The following is a 14,656-nucleotide window of genomic DNA, read 5'->3' on the forward strand; positions in this document are numbered from 1 at the left end:
GCGACACTCACCTCTGGTTGAATGCAAGGAACAGGCTGCCGTCCCGTGATACCTTTCATAGAATTTTCACCAACCATCGGCGCCCTGCTGACCCTCGGGGTGGTCGCCGTGATGTTCATCCTCTTTGTGCGGGAGGTTTTCCCGACGGAGGTTGTGGCCATCGCCGGTGCGGCGCTCATGCTGCTGCTGGGCGTATTGCCCTACGATAACGCCCTCGCGGTGCTGTCCAACCCGGCGCCCTGGACCATCGCGGCGATGTTCATCGTGATGGGGGCGCTGGTACGCACCGGCGCGCTTGAGGTGTTGACGCAGCTGGCCGAGCGCTATGCCAAAACCCACCCCAAATCTGCTGTCGTGGGGGTGATCCTGTCGGTGATGGGGGCATCGGCGATTATGAACAACACGCCGGTTGTCGTAGTGATGATTCCGGTGGTGGTGCAATTGAGCAAGACGCTGGGGGCAAAGGCGTCCAAATTCCTGATCCCACTGAGCTACGCCGCGATTATGGGCGGCTCGCTGACACTGATCGGGACCTCGACCAACCTGCTCGTCGATGGTGTGGCGCGCGGACAGGGGCTTGCCCCTTTCACGATTTTCGAAATCATGCCCATCGGGCTTGTCGTCTGCCTTTGGGGCTTGTTGTACATGGCCGTCCTTGCGCCGCGTCTGCTGCCGGAACGCGACAGCATGGCGAATATGCTCTCGGATCGGTCCAAGATGAAATTCTTCACCGAAGCGGTGATCCCGCCGGAGAGCAACCTGATCGGGCGCGAAGTGCTGAGCGTGCAGTTGTTTAAACGCGAAGGCGTGCGGCTGGTTGATGTGATCCGCGGCGATGCCTCATTGCGCCGCAACCTGCAGGGTGTGACCCTGCAGCTGGGCGACCGGGTTGTCCTGCGCACGCAGATGACCGAACTCCTCAGCCTGCAGGCGACTAAAGAGCTGAAACGGGTCGATCAGGTTTCTGCCGTGGAAACCACGACCGTGGAAGTGTTGATCACGCCCGGTTGCCGCATGGTGGGGCGGCTGCTGGGTGCCATGCGGTTGCGGCGGCGGTATGGGGTCTATCCGCTGGCGGTGCACCGGCGCAATCAGAACATCGGGCGGCAACTCGATGATCTGGAAGTGAAAATCGGCGATACCCTGCTGCTCGAAGGCGCGCCCGAGGACATTCAACGCCTCGCGGCGGATATGGATATGGTCGACGTCTCTACGCCCTCTGCGCGGGCCTTCCGGCGCAGTCATGCCCCGATCGCCATTCTGGCGCTTGTGGGCATCGTGGTGCTAGCGGCGTTCAACGTGGCCCCGATCCTACTCTTGGCAGTGCTGGCCGTCGCCTTGGTTCTTGTCACCGGCTGCATCGACGCGGATGAGGCGTTTTCCTTTGTCGAAGGGCGCCTGCTTGCGCTCATCTTTGCCATGTTGGCGGTGGGCGCAGCCCTGCAAAACTCCGGGGCCGTAGCGCTGATCGTCGATGCGGTGTCGCCGACGCTGATGACGCTGCCGCCAACGCTGGTGGTGCTGGTGGTCTTTGTGATGACCTCCACGCTCACGGAAGTTGTGTCCAACAACGCAGTCGCCGTGATCATGACGCCACTGGCCATCGGGTTGGGCGCGGCGCTGGGGCTCGACCCGCGCCCGCTTGTGGTGGCGGTGATGATCGCGGCCTCCTGCGCTTTTGCCACGCCCATCGGCTATCAGACCAATACGCTGGTCTATGGCCCCGGCGGGTATCGGTTCACGGATTTCATGCGGCTTGGCATTCCGTTGAACCTGTCCACCGCTGTGATCGTGTCGATGATGATCCCGCTGATCTGGCCGCTCTGAGGCTCATGCCGCTATGCAGCATTTGCAGGTCTGCTTTTCACTTTTGAACGTTGTCCGTTAAGCTTTTCGATATCATGTTGGCGCTATCAGAACATCTGGTTTTGATGAATGGAGAGTCATATGAACAGTATCATGACACAACTGAAAAACGCGGCCGCGAAACGTGCCGAGTTCAACCGCACCTATCACGAGCTGCGGTATATGCCACGCGCAACAGCGATTGATCTGGGGATGTTCCCGGAAGACGCATATCAAGTGGCCTATTCTCACGTCTACGGACGCTGAGGCAAACGGGCGTCACCCCGGCGCCCTCGAAATTCCCAAACCCGCGCCGTCGTCCATTTTGGGCATGACGGGCGCGGGTTTTTAATGTGATGGGCTAAAGTGGCCAAACAATCAGGATGACCGGGATTGAGACGGCGACCACAATGATTTCCAGGGGCAGGCCCATACGCCAGTAATCGCCGAATTTATATCCCCCGGGGCCCAGGATCAGCGTGTTGTTCTTATGCCCGATCGGGGTCAGAAACGCGCTGGAGGCGGCAACGGCGACGGCCATCAGGAAGGGGTCGGGCGAGACCTCAAGGGACTGCGCCATTTGGATGCCCACCGGGGCTGCAACGATTGTCGTGGCGGTGTTGTTGAGCACATCTGACAAAGTCATGGTCACCACCATCAGCACGGTCAGCACCGCCCAAGCGGGCAGTCCACCGGTCCAGGACACCAATGCGCCTGCGATCAGCTCCGTGCCGCCCGAGCTTTCCAATGCGGCACCCAGCGGGATCATCGAGCCCAGCAAGACCACCACGGGCCAGTTGATGTGATCATAGAGTTCACCCAGCGGCACAATGCGGGTCAGGACATAGGCCACAACCACAAGGCCGAGCGCGATGGGCAGATAGAGCAGCCCAACACTTGCCGCCGCGACCGCACCAGCAAAAAGACCGATGGCCAGCCAGACCTTGCTGTTTTCCGTGACCGCCAGGCCGCGATCCGCAAGCGGCAGACACCCCAGCCAGTCGGTGACATCCGGCCCGGTATCGCGGGGCACCAGCAGCAACAGGATGTCGCCGGTCTTGATCTCTGTCTTGCGCAGATGTTTTGTGATCCGCTTGCCTTGTCGTGAAACGCCGAGCAAAACTGAGCGCTGCCGCCATGCCAGGCCAATCGATTGCGCGGTTTTACCGTTGATGCGTGCGCCATCCGGCACCACCACTTCGATGATTTCGACGCCTTCGCCGTCGGCGCGCAGGGCTTCTTCGCGTTGGGTGTCGGCGACAGCCAGATTGAGACTGGTGCGGAATTCGTCCAAGGCCTCGGGCGAGGCTTCGATCACAAGGGCGTCCCCGGCTTTCAGCGGTGTATTGCGGGACTGTCCGTAGCGCCGTTTGCCATCCCGGATCAGGCCAAGGATTGCCACATCGGCCTTGTCTGCGGCGTCGTCCAACTCCGCGACCCGTTTGCCAATCTGTTTGCTGTCATCGGGGATGATCAATTCCGCGATGTATTGAGAGATGTCTTGCGGGGTCGCGCCCGCCTCGGCGCTTTGGGGGATCAGTCGCCAGCCGATCAGCGCGACAAAGACCATCCCCGCCAGCGCCGCCGCACCACCCACCGGTGCGAAATCGAACATCGCAAAGGGGGCGCCCAGCGCATCCTCCCGGATCGAGGCGATGATGATATTGGGCGGTGTGCCGATCAACGTGGCCATGCCGCCAAGGATGGTTGCAAAGCTGAGTGGCATCAGGCTGAGCCCGGGGGGGCGTCCGGCCTTGCGGGCGGTTTGGATGTCCACGGGCATCAGCAGGGCGAGCGCCGCGACATTGTTCATGAAGGCAGACAGCACGCCACCAATCGCCCCCATCAGGGCGATATGCGCGCCCAAGGAACGCGAAGCATCCACCAGCGTGCGGGTGATCAGGAAAACCGCCCCCGACCGCACCAGCCCGGCAGAAACGACCAGAACCAGCGCCACAACAAGGGTGGCGGGGTGCCCAAATCCGGAGAAGGCCTCTTCGGTCGGCACCACGCCCAGCACAACCCCGATCATCAGGGCGGTGAAGGCCACGATGTCATAGCGAAAACGTCCCCAGAGCAGCAGCCCGAAGACCGCGCCAAAGAGCGTGAAAAGAATGATTTGATCTGTTGTCACCGGGGCCTGCTCCGCGCTCTTGATTTTGCGAGTTGTTTTACCTCAACTGCCGTTATGTCTGATTTGAAGTTTTTTACCACCAATGTATTTCTGGACGCATTGGACCGGGCCGGCAAGCTGGCACCGCGCGCGGCAGCAAGGTCCAAATCCCGGATTTTTGGTCTGAAGAAGTATCTCGATGGGATCGAGTACAGCTGGCGTGACCCGGATCATCTGCGTTGGAGCCATGTGGATGAAGCGCGTCACATCAAAAAGGCATATCCGCCCCCTGAATTCGGCGCGTTTCTCTGCGAGATCGAGAAACCGCTTGTTTTTCAGTCGATTGAAGGGCTGAAGGACCCGGATCCAGAGGGGTATTTCGCGCGGTTTCGGTCCCGGAAGTTTGAATTGGCCTGTGTGATTCTCTACACTGAACAGCCAGATCGCCGGTTGGCTTTTGTGTTGGTGGGCACCCTAGCGGAGTGCAACAAGAAGCTGGCGGCGCTGAAGGAGGCAACCCATGCAAGACGGGTCATTTCTGACCTGCGCGCCTTGCCAAAGCCCAAGCGCACCGCACGGTGAAATCTTGACAGAAGGGGTTTTATCACCTAAGTGTTGCTTTGCAAGACAACAGTTTTCTTAACCGCTAACCCTGAACGGTGACCCATGACTGATGTACAGATCAACGCAGGCGCGGAGGCCAAAACATCCAAGCGGGCTGTTTCGCGGCAGGCTGCGCGGACTTCGCCCACTCCTGAAGCACCGCTGGCGGCGCTTGATGAAACCGCATTTGACGCTGCATTCGATGGGCTGGACCCGGCGGAGAAACACGCGGTGTTCCGGAATGTGGGGGAGGAGTTGGCCCGCACGCTGGGGGCGCAGGTGATTGCGCAGATGCTGAATGGATCAGAGCTCAGCATGCGGGAAATTGGCGCGCAATCCGGGTTCGACCACACCGCATTGTCGCGCATTGCGCGGGGGTCGTCCAAAACCGGCCCCACCTTGTGGAAGGTTTTTGCCCTTGCCGAGGCGCTTGGGTACCGGATTGAGCTGAACGCCGTTAAAAAGTGACGAAGGCGGGTCTGGTTTCCGATGCGCTGATCCTGGCCCCGGCCATCTGGGCGTGTTCCTTTCTGTTGCGGTCACGCTGGTATGAACGCGAGGCGGACCGCCTGCTTGAGCAAGGCGTCGACGATCACACAGTTCAGTTGAAACGCGAAGAGGCGCGGTATTATCAGGATTTTGCCCGTGTCATGCCCAACTACATGCTTGCGGCTCTGACCCTCGGCCTCGCGATCCGGGCTTTTCTCATCCTGAGTGCAATGCTTACGGGCTAGGCAGAGGGGTTGAGCGTCCCGCGCGTCGCGGATACACATCGCCAAAATCAAAGAATGGAGGGTGCCAATGGCCGGACACTCAAAATGGGCAAACATCCAGCACCGCAAAGGGCGCCAGGACGCCGTGCGGGCGAAACTCTTCTCCAAGCTGAGCAAGGAGATCACGGTGGCCGCCAAGATGGGCGACCCCGATCCCGATAAGAACCCGCGGTTGCGGCTGGCGGTCAAGGAAGCCAAGTCGCAATCCATGCCCAAGGACAATATCGACCGTGCGATCAAGAAGTCGCAGGCCGGGGAGGGCGATGAATACGAAGAAATCCGCTACGAAGGCTATGGTCCCAACGGTGTTGCGGTCATCGTCGAGGCGATGACGGACAACCGGAACCGGACGGCATCGACCGTGCGCTCAACCTTCACCAAGAACGGCGGCAATCTGGGCGAAACGGGCAGTGTCGGGTTCATGTTCGACCGCAAGGGTGAGGTCACGTACCCTGCGGAGGTCGGCGATGCCGATACGGTTATGATGGCGGCCATCGAGGCGGGCGCAGAGGACGTTGAAAGCACCGAGGACGGGCATGTGATCTGGTGCGCGGACACTGACCTCAATGAAGTTGCGACGTCCCTTGAAGCGGAACTGGGCGAATCCGAGAGCACCAAGCTGGTGTGGCGGCCCACAACCACGACGGAGATGGACCTCGACAGCATGCAAAAGCTGATGAAGCTGATCGATGCGCTAGAGGATGACGACGACGTGCAGCGCGTCACCACCAATTTCGAGGCGACCGACGAGGTTATGGCAGAACTGTAATCGCAGACTTGGCGATAGCGGTTTCAAAACAACCTTGCTCACCTGTCGCTGCCGGAAATCATAGGCTTCAGCGCGTTAAGGGATAAAAGACGTAGCAGGCAATTCCGGATATGCCTAAAAATGCAAAAGCCGCCCCGGATGCGCGGGCGGCTTTTGGATGTGTCAGAGGACGGGCGCTTAACGGGTCTGATTACACTCGGTGCAAAACAACATGCGGAGGAAGTTCGACCAGCTTTGTGACGGCTCCGCAGGTTTGCGTATCGTGCTGCGATTGATGCGTTTGATCAGGTGCTTGAGATCTACCAATTTCTGGTGCGCGCCACTGCCGCCCGCTTCACTTTGAACCGACAGAATTTTCTTTTGTGTGTGCAGGGCGGACTCGATCAACTCGATGTCTTTTTCCGAGAGCCCCAATTTGTGCAAGTTATCCAACATTCGAAACGCATCCTTTTTACCATTCCCATCATATGGGGTGTAAAACGGTATACGCCAATCATCCCGGATAAGATTTCTGTGAATTAAATTTCTTTCGTAACAGTTGCGTGAGAATTTTTAACAAGGTGTTTCGCCGCCGCCGCTCGGATGCCGCGGCTGAGGGGCGCAAGAGCGTCTGACATCAGCCGGCTGGTTTGCCAAAAAAGGTCTACATCCAAGGGTTTATCCGGCAGCAAGGGGCAAAGCGTGCCATGATCGAGCTGCTGTTGCACGAGGGGGAGCGGGTTGAGCCCCCACCCCAGTCCGGCACGGGCCGCATCGATGAACGCGTGGGTGGAGGGCAGCTGATGCGCCGGCGGTGTCAGCTTTTCCCCGGTGATTTGCGTGATCCACCGATGTTGCAGTGCGTCCTTGGCGTTGAAGGTCAGCACTGGTGCGCGCGCCAATGTGGCGGCGTTCACGCCCTGCCCAAACCACGTTGACATAAACGCGGGGCTTGCGGTTGCGATGTATCGCAATGCGCCCAAGGGATGACAATTGCACCCGGACACCGCCTGTGCCGCACCCGTCACCGCCGCGCTGACCGCCCCCCGCAACAGCCAGTCGGTTGACGTGTCCTGATCATCAATCACCAGGTCAAAGAGCATGTCGCCAGCGCCCATCAGGCCCGGCACGAACCATGTTGCAAGGCTGTCGGCATTCACCGCAAGGCGCACACGCGGCGCGGCCTTGGCCGATCCGGGCGCGATGTCGGCCAGGACATGGGACTCCAGCAACGCGATATCCTCCGCATGCCGGGCAAGCTTGGTTCCGGCGGCGGTCGGGGTGCAGGGCTGGCCACGGTTGACAAGTGCGGTACCCATTCGTTCTTCCAGCGCCTTGATGCGTTGCGAAATGGCAGAGGGCGTCACGTTCAGGTGTGCCGCCGCCGCATCAAAGCTGCCGTGACGCACGATTGCCGACAAAGCGGCCAGTTGACTGGGGTCAATCGACATTAGCTATGCTTAATCATCCTCAGTTTATTTAATTTGAGTAATCATCTGACCCTCTCTAGTCAATGCGTCACCCTTCGCGGAGATACGGCGTGCTTGATACCTTTCTTCCCGGCTACTTTCTGAGCCTCTCGCTGATCGTGGCCATTGGCGCGCAAAACGCCTTTGTGCTGCGGCAGGGGCTGCGGCGTGAGCATGTCTTCTGGGTCTGCCTGACCTGCGGGGTCTCAGACGCTATCCTGATTGCGGCGGGTGTTGCGGGTTTCGGCACATTGGCCGAGCGCGTCCCGTGGTTCGAGACCGCGATGCGCTACGGCGGGGCCCTATTCTTGCTGTGGTACGGATGGCGCAATGCGCGCTCTGCCTGGGCGGGCGGGCATGCCCTGCAGGCGGATGCAGGCGCGCGCAGACCGTTGATGCCCACCTTGTTGACCTTGCTGGCGCTCACCTGGTTCAACCCGCATGTCTATCTGGACACGGTTGTCCTGATCGGGTCGATCTCCGCGCAATATGACAATCGGCTGGTCTTCGGTACAGGCGCGGTTCTGGCCAGCATCAGCTTTTTCTTTGCCTTGGGATATGGTGCGCGGGTCCTCGCCCCCCTTTTCGCGCGGCCTTCCAGCTGGCGCGTGTTGGACGGGTTGATCGCCTGCACCATGTGGGCCATCGCGGCGGGATTATTGTGGGCATAACCCCTTGCGGTTTGGGGTAAAACGCGGTGTCTATGGCGCATGGTCACCCGCACTCCCCATCGTCCGGTTGTTGGCATCTTCTGGATGTTGGTGACGGGCCTGTGTTTTGTCGCGGTCACCGCCCTCGTCAAATATATGGGGCCACGGTTGCCCCCGGTGGAGATGGCCTTTCTGCGCTATCTGCTGGGGCTTGTGTTTCTGATCCCGGCGATTGGCGCGCTGCGCGACGCCCGGCTGACAAAGCGCCAGTGGGGGCTTTTTGGGGTGCGCGGGCTGGTGCACGGCTGCGGTGTCATGTTGTGGTTTTACGCGATGGTGCGCATTCCCATCGCCGATGTTACGGCGATGAACTACCTCGCGCCGGTCTATGTGACCATCGGGGCGGCGCTGTTTCTGGGCGAAAAGCTGGCGTTCCGGCGCATTTTGGCGGTGATCGCTGCTCTGATCGGCGCGCTGATCATCCTGCGCCCGGGGTTTCGCGAGGTCAGCAGCGGCCATCTGGCGATGCTCTTTGCGGCCATCGTCTTTGGCGGATCCTACCTGACGGCAAAGGTGATGGCGGATGAGGTCAAACCCTCGGTCGTTGTCGCCATGCTGTCGATTTTTGTGACCCTCGTCCTGGCACCCTTCGCGATCATGCAGTGGGTGACGCCCACGCCGGGTGATCTGGTTTTACTGTTCTGTGTGGCCTGCTTTGCCGTCGCTGGACACTACACGATGACGCTTGCCTTTGCGGCGGCCCCGCTGACGGTGACCCAGCCCGTGACCTTCACCCAACTCGTCTGGGCGGTGCTGCTGGGCTATCTGATCTTTGATGAAGCCGTCGACATCTGGGTGGTTCTGGGCGGCATTGTGATCCTGAGTTCGGTTGTCTTCATCACCTGGCGCGAGGCTGCGCTGAAACGCGGCGAAACCACCCCAACCGTGCACGCCACCAAGGTGTGAGTGCAGCGCCGGGTTTTTTATTGATTGACTGATCAATAAAAAACCCGATATCTGGCCTGCGATGCAGCCAGAGGAGAGTCGCGTGCCAAAAGTTGGAATGGAACCGATCCGCCGATCGGCCTTGGTCGAGGCGACGATTGCAGAGCTTGCCTCCAAGGGATCCATGGATATCACCGTGGGTCAGATCGCCAAACGCGCGGGCATGTCGACCGCCCTGGCGCATCACTATTTCGGCGGCAAGGACCAGATTTTCCTCGCCGCCATGCGCCAGATCCTGCGGGACTTCGGGGCGGAGGTCCGGCGCGGGCTGGCCAATGCGGCCACCCCCAAGGACCGTGCGGTGGCTTTGATCGAGGCGAGCTTTTCACCGACCTGCTTTGCGCCCGATACGGTCAGCGCCTGGATGACACTTTATGCGCAGGCCCAGACCAACCGCGAGATGCTGCGCCTGTTGCAGCTCTACCAGCGGCGTCTCGCCTCCAACCTCACCCACGCGTTGCGCCCGCTGATGGGTCAGCCGGAAACGGCTGCCGAAACCCTGGCGGCGCTGATCGATGGGCTCTATCTGCGCGCGGCGCTGTCGCGGTCGCAAAGCCCGGATGCGGCGCGTCGCACCGCGCTCGACACGTTGAATATTCTGTTGGAGACCCGCTCATGAGCCGCCCGAACATTCTCATCCTGATGGTGGATCAGCTGAACGGGACGCTCTTTCCCGATGGGCCGGCGGAGTGGTTGCACGCGCCCAATCTAAAGAAACTGGCGGCGCGTTCGACGCGGTTCCGCAATGCCTACACCGCCTCGCCGCTCTGCGCGCCGGGGCGGGCGGCTTTCATGTCCGGGCAACTGCCCTCGGCCACCGGCGTTTACGACAACGCCGCGGAATTCCCATCGTCGGTGCCCACCTACGCCCACCACCTGCGCCGCGCTGGCTATCAGACCTGTCTCTCCGGCAAGATGCATTTTGTTGGCCCCGACCAGTTGCACGGTTTTGAGGAGCGCCTGACAACCGATATCTACCCCGCCGATTTCGGCTGGACGCCGGATTATCGCAAACCGGGTGAGCGCATCGACTGGTGGTATCACAACATGGGGTCCGTGACGGGCGCCGGTGTGGCCGAGATTTCCAATCAGATGGAATACGACGATGAGGTCGCGTTCAACGCCTCGCGCAAGCTTTATGATCTGTCGCGGGGCGCGGATGATCGCCCGTGGTGCCTGACGGTCAGCTTTACCCATCCGCATGATCCTTACGTGGCGCGCAAGAAATACTGGGACCTCTATGAAGATTGCGACCACCTGCTGCCCGAGGTGCCCGCCTTCGACTACGACGACCAGGACCCGCACAGCAAGCGCATTTTCGACGCAAATGACTGGCGCAGTTTTGACATCAGCGAAGAGGATATTCGCCGGTCCCGCCAGGCCTATTTCGCCAACATCAGCTATCTCGATGACAAGATCGGTGAGATCCTGCAGACCCTCGAAGACACCCGGCAGGAGGCCATCATCCTCTTTGTCTCTGACCATGGTGACATGCTGGGTGAGCGCGGGCTCTGGTTCAAAATGTCCTTTTTTGAAGGCTCTGCGCGCGTGCCTTTGATGATCGCAGCACCGCAAATGACACCCGGGCTGCAAACCACGCCCGTCTCCAACATCGACGTCTGCCCGACGCTTTGTGACCTCGCTGGCGTCTCCATGGCGGAGGTGATGGACTGGACAACGGGCGTCTCACTGGTGCCCATAGGGCAGGGGGTGGCGCGCACCGAACCGGTTGCGATGGAATATGCCGCTGAGGCTTCCTACGCGCCGATGGTGTCCCTGCGTTATGGCAAGTGGAAGTACAACCGCTGTGTGCTGGACCCCGACCAGCTCTTTGATCTGGATGCCGATCCGCATGAATTGACCAATCTTGCCGAGGTGCTGGCCCATCAGGGAACCCTGGCACAGCTCAAGGCCAAGTCCGAGGCGCGCTGGGATCTCGAAAGCTTTGACGCAGATGTGCGCAAGAGCCAGGCGCGGCGCTGGGTTGTCTATGATGCGCTGCGGCAGGGTGGCTATTACCCCTGGGATTATCAGCCTCTGCGCGATGCGTCCGAGCAATATATGCGCAACCACATGGACCTGAACGTTCTGGAAGAGACCAAGCGTTTCCCCCGTGGGGACTGACCCCCTTCATCCTCTTCATATTTGTCGCCGGAGGCCCACATGACCTATCCCACCCAACCCACCGCCAGCCATTTCATCAACGGGCAATATGTCGAAGACACGGGCGGCACCCCGATCGATGTGATCTACCCGGCAACGGGCGAGAAAATCGCGACCGTGCATGCGGCGACGCCTGCGTTGATTGAGCGCGCCATCGAAAGTGCGCAGGCCGCGCAGGCCGCTTGGGCCGCGATGACCGGCACGGAACGGGGTCGTATTCTGCGGCGCGCGGCGGATATGATGCGCGCGCGCAACCATGATCTTTCGGTGCTGGAAACCTATGACACGGGCAAGCCCTATCAGGAAACCAGTGTGGCCGATGCCACCAGCGGGGCCGACGCGCTTGAATATTTCGGCGGCATGGCGGCGACCCTGACGGGGGAGCACATTCAACTGGGCGAAGATTGGGTCTACACCCGCCGCGAACCCCTGGGCCTTTGTGTGGGCATCGGCGCGTGGAACTATCCAACACAGATCGCGTGTTGGAAGGGTGCGCCGGCGCTGGCCTGCGGCAACACGATGATCTTCAAACCGTCCGAGACGACGCCGCTCTGCGCGCTGAAAGTTGCAGAGATCCTGCATGAAGCCGGACTGCCCGCAGGCGTTTATAATGTGTTGCAGGGGCTAGGTGAGGTTGGCAGCGCGCTGGTCACAGATCCGCGGGTGGACAAGGTGTCTCTGACGGGCTCAGTGCCCACGGGCCGCAAGGTCTACGCGGCAGCGGCGCAAGGCATCAAACATGTGACGATGGAGTTGGGGGGCAAATCCCCGATGATCGTTTTCGAAGATGCGGACATCGAAAATGCGGTCAGTGGCGCGATCCTGGGGAACTTCTATTCCTCCGGTCAGGTCTGCTCGAACGGAACGCGCGTTTTTGTGCATGCAGACATCAAGGAGGCGTTCCTGGAGCGCTTGAGCGCCCGGCTGGATAAGGCCGTGATCGGCGATCCGATGCAGCCCGAGACCAGCTTTGGCCCGATGGTGTCGGAGCGGCAGATGAACATCGTGTTGGACTACATCGAAAAGGGGAAATCCGAAGGCGCGCGGTTGGTTTATGGCGGTGAACGCCTGGACCGCGAGGGTTTCTATCTGCAGCCCACGGTTTTTGCGGATGTGCAGGATGAGATGATCATCGCCCGCGAGGAAATCTTTGGTCCGGTGATGGCGGTGCTCGACTTCACAGATGAGGCGGAGGTGATGGCCCGTGCAAATGATACGGAGTTTGGTCTAGCGGCCGGTGTTTTCACCCGGGATCTGGCACGGGCGCACCGCGTGGCCGCGGGATTTGAGGCGGGCACCTGTTACATCAACACCTACAATGACGCACCGGTGGAGGCCCCCTTTGGGGGATCGAAAGCCTCAGGCGTCGGGCGGGAAAACTCCAAGGCCGCAATTGCATACTATAGCCAGTTGAAATCGGTTTACGTGCGCATGGGCGATCTGGAAGCCCCCTTCTGAACAGATGTGATCCAAAGGAGCGCTGACGCGCACGCCATGATTTACGCGCGTGCCGCGCGGCGCATTCCAGACAAGTGAGACGAGTTATGCAAGCAGATTTTGTAATTGTGGGCGCGGGAAGCGCGGGCTGCGCGATGGCGTACCGGCTGGCCGAGGCCGGATCCTCCGTGATCGTCATTGAGCACGGTGGTACCGATGTGGGGCCATTCATCCAGATGCCAGCGGCGCTGTCCTATCCGATGAACATGAAGCGGTATGACTGGGGGTTTTCATCGGAGCCTGAACCGCATTTGAACAACCGCCGTCTTGCCTGTCCACGCGGCAAGGTGATCGGGGGATCCTCCAGCATCAACGGCATGGTCTATGTGCGTGGCCATGCGATGGATTTTGACCATTGGGCGGAGCAGGGCGCAGACGGCTGGGCCTATGCGGATGTGCTGCCCTATTACAAGCGCCTGGAGAGCTGGCATGATGGTGGCCATGGTGGTGATCCTGCGTGGCGCGGGACGGATGGCCCGCTGCATGTTAGCCGGGGCCCGCGCAAGAACCCGCTTTACCAGGCTTTCGTGAATGCCGGGCGTCAGGCTGGGTATGAGGCGACCGACGACTACAATGGCGAGAAGCAAGAAGGTTTCGGACCGATGGAGCAGACGGTCTGGGAGGGTCGGCGGTGGTCCGCGGCCAACGCTTACTTGCGTCCGGCACTGAAACGCGAAAATTGTGAACTAATCAACGGGTTGGCGCAGCGTATCGTGATTGAAGAGGGCCGCGCCACTGGCGTGGAAATCCGCCGGGGCGGTCGTGTGGAGATTGTCACGGCGCGCCGCGAAGTGGTTCTGGCAGCCTCTTCCATCAACTCGCCCAAACTGCTGATGTTGTCAGGCATCGGACCCGCAGCGCATCTGGCGGAACATGGGATCGAGATTGCCGCAAATCGCCCAGGCGTCGGGCAGAACCTGCAGGACCATCTGGAGCTTTACCTGCAGATGGCGGCCAGCCAGCCGATCACGCTTTACAAGCACTGGAACCTGATCTCTAAGGCGATGATCGGGGCGCAATGGCTCTTTACCAAAACCGGTATGGGGGCGTCGAACCAGTTTGAAAGCACCGCTTTCATTCGCTCACAGCCGGGTGTGCCCTATCCGGACATTCAATACCATTTCCTGCCCATTGCGGTGCGCTATGACGGCAAGGTGGCGGCGGAAGGTCACGGGTTTCAGGCGCATGTGGGGCCGATGCGTTCGCCCTCTCGGGGGGCCGTTTCGCTGGCATCGAATGATCCCGCCGCGGCGCCGAAAATCTTCTTCAACTACATGTCCACGGAGGAAGATTGGGTCGATTTCAGGCGCTGCATCCGTCTGACCCGCGAGATTTTCGCGCAGGATGCTTTCAAGCCCTTTGTCAAAAGTGAGATCCAACCGGGCCAAGCGGTGCAGACGGATGATGAGCTCGACGCCTTCATCAAAGAACATGCGGAGAGCGCCTATCACCCCTGTGGCACCTGCCGCATGGGCCGCGCGGATGATCCCAATGCCGTGGTCGATCCGGAGGCGCGGGTGATTGGTGTTGACGGGTTACGCGTCGCCGACAGCAGTATTTTCCCGCGCATCACCAATGGTAACCTGAACGCGCCGTCGATCATGGTTGGCGAAAAGGTTTCTGATCATTTGCTGGGCCGCGATCCGTTGGCGCGCTCCAATGACGTGCCCTGGGTGCATCCGGCCTGGGCGACCTCGCAACGTTAACCTCTTGGTAACCTTGGTTAACAATTTCGCTTGTGTGGTCCGATGGATCAGGCCATATCGCGGGCATGCGAGTATTCATGTTTT

Annotated in this window: 15 protein-coding genes; 12 read left to right on the forward strand and 3 right to left on the reverse strand. The window is 60.3% G+C overall.

What is annotated here, in order from left to right:
* Window positions 1-21: 21 nt before the first annotated feature.
* Window positions 22-1,827 carry an SLC13 family permease gene (locus Q1A63_RS11515; protein ID WP_298971985.1) on the forward strand — a complete coding sequence of 602 codons (1,806 nt, stop codon included), beginning with the start codon at window positions 22-24 and terminating at the stop codon, window positions 1,825-1,827.
* A gap of 120 nt (window positions 1,828-1,947) precedes the next feature.
* Window positions 1,948-2,112, forward strand: coding sequence for a hypothetical protein (locus tag Q1A63_RS11520; protein WP_298971987.1), 165 nt, complete (start codon window positions 1,948-1,950; stop codon window positions 2,110-2,112).
* Between the two features lie 94 nt (window positions 2,113-2,206).
* On the opposite strand, the gene Q1A63_RS11525 is transcribed toward Q1A63_RS11520, so the two are convergent.
* Entirely contained in the window at window positions 2,207-3,979 is a 1,773-nt protein-coding gene (locus Q1A63_RS11525; RefSeq protein WP_298971989.1) for an SLC13 family permease, read from the reverse strand.
* 54 nt (window positions 3,980-4,033) lie between these two features.
* Between Q1A63_RS11525 and Q1A63_RS11530 the strand changes: the two genes are divergently transcribed.
* The 4 genes from Q1A63_RS11530 to Q1A63_RS11545 all read left to right on the forward strand — a co-directional run bounded on the left by Q1A63_RS11530 (window position 4,034) and on the right by Q1A63_RS11545 (window position 6,103).
* Window positions 4,034-4,540 carry a hypothetical protein gene (locus Q1A63_RS11530; RefSeq protein WP_298971992.1) on the forward strand — a complete coding sequence of 169 codons (507 nt, stop codon included), beginning with the start codon at window positions 4,034-4,036 and terminating at the stop codon, window positions 4,538-4,540.
* A gap of 84 nt (window positions 4,541-4,624) precedes the next feature.
* Window positions 4,625-5,029 carry a helix-turn-helix transcriptional regulator gene (locus Q1A63_RS11535; protein WP_298971994.1) on the forward strand — a complete coding sequence of 135 codons (405 nt, stop codon included), beginning with the start codon at window positions 4,625-4,627 and terminating at the stop codon, window positions 5,027-5,029.
* Entirely contained in the window at window positions 5,026-5,295 is a 270-nt protein-coding gene (locus Q1A63_RS11540; RefSeq protein WP_298971995.1) for a hypothetical protein, read from the forward strand. The genes Q1A63_RS11535 and Q1A63_RS11540 overlap by 4 nt, the downstream gene beginning before the upstream one ends.
* 67 nt (window positions 5,296-5,362) lie before the next feature.
* Window positions 5,363-6,103, forward strand: a complete 741-nt coding sequence (locus tag Q1A63_RS11545) for a YebC/PmpR family DNA-binding transcriptional regulator (protein ID WP_298971998.1) — start codon at window positions 5,363-5,365, stop codon at window positions 6,101-6,103.
* A 177-nt stretch (window positions 6,104-6,280) separates the two neighbouring features.
* Here Q1A63_RS11545 and Q1A63_RS11550 read toward each other — a convergent pair whose 3' ends face one another.
* A complete protein-coding gene (locus tag Q1A63_RS11550; RefSeq protein ID WP_298972001.1) occupies window positions 6,281-6,538 on the reverse strand; it encodes a hypothetical protein in 258 nt (85 codons plus the stop codon).
* 83 nt (window positions 6,539-6,621) lie between these two features.
* Window positions 6,622-7,533: a LysR family transcriptional regulator ArgP gene (locus Q1A63_RS11555; RefSeq protein WP_298972004.1), complete on the reverse strand. Its 912-nt coding sequence runs from the start codon at window positions 7,531-7,533 to the stop codon at window positions 6,622-6,624.
* Between the two features lie 89 nt (window positions 7,534-7,622).
* Here Q1A63_RS11555 and Q1A63_RS11560 point away from each other — a divergent pair, with 89 nt between their 5' ends.
* The 6 genes from Q1A63_RS11560 (at window position 7,623) to betA (ending at window position 14,572) form a co-directional block, all read left to right on the forward strand.
* Window positions 7,623-8,222, forward strand: a complete 600-nt coding sequence (locus Q1A63_RS11560) for a LysE/ArgO family amino acid transporter (protein ID WP_298972006.1) — start codon at window positions 7,623-7,625, stop codon at window positions 8,220-8,222.
* Between the two features lie 39 nt (window positions 8,223-8,261).
* Entirely contained in the window at window positions 8,262-9,167 is a 906-nt protein-coding gene (locus Q1A63_RS11565) for a DMT family transporter (protein ID WP_298972007.1), read from the forward strand.
* Between the two features lie 82 nt (window positions 9,168-9,249).
* Window positions 9,250-9,825, forward strand: coding sequence for a transcriptional regulator BetI (betI, locus tag Q1A63_RS11570; protein ID WP_298972009.1), 576 nt, complete (start codon window positions 9,250-9,252; stop codon window positions 9,823-9,825).
* Window positions 9,822-11,330 carry a choline-sulfatase gene (betC, locus tag Q1A63_RS11575; RefSeq protein ID WP_298972011.1) on the forward strand — a complete coding sequence of 503 codons (1,509 nt, stop codon included), beginning with the start codon at window positions 9,822-9,824 and terminating at the stop codon, window positions 11,328-11,330. The genes betI and betC overlap by 4 nt, the downstream gene beginning before the upstream one ends.
* A gap of 39 nt (window positions 11,331-11,369) precedes the next feature.
* The gene (gene betB, locus Q1A63_RS11580) at window positions 11,370-12,827 is read left to right on the forward strand and encodes a betaine-aldehyde dehydrogenase (protein ID WP_298972014.1); all 1,458 of its coding nucleotides are present in this window, start codon (window positions 11,370-11,372) and stop codon (window positions 12,825-12,827) included.
* 86 nt (window positions 12,828-12,913) lie between these two features.
* Window positions 12,914-14,572, forward strand: coding sequence for a choline dehydrogenase (gene betA, locus Q1A63_RS11585; protein ID WP_299631643.1), 1,659 nt, complete (start codon window positions 12,914-12,916; stop codon window positions 14,570-14,572).
* Window positions 14,573-14,656 lie beyond the last annotated feature (84 nt).

Source organism: uncultured Roseobacter sp., assembly GCF_947499265.1.
GTDB lineage: Bacteria > Pseudomonadota > Alphaproteobacteria > Rhodobacterales > Rhodobacteraceae > Roseobacter.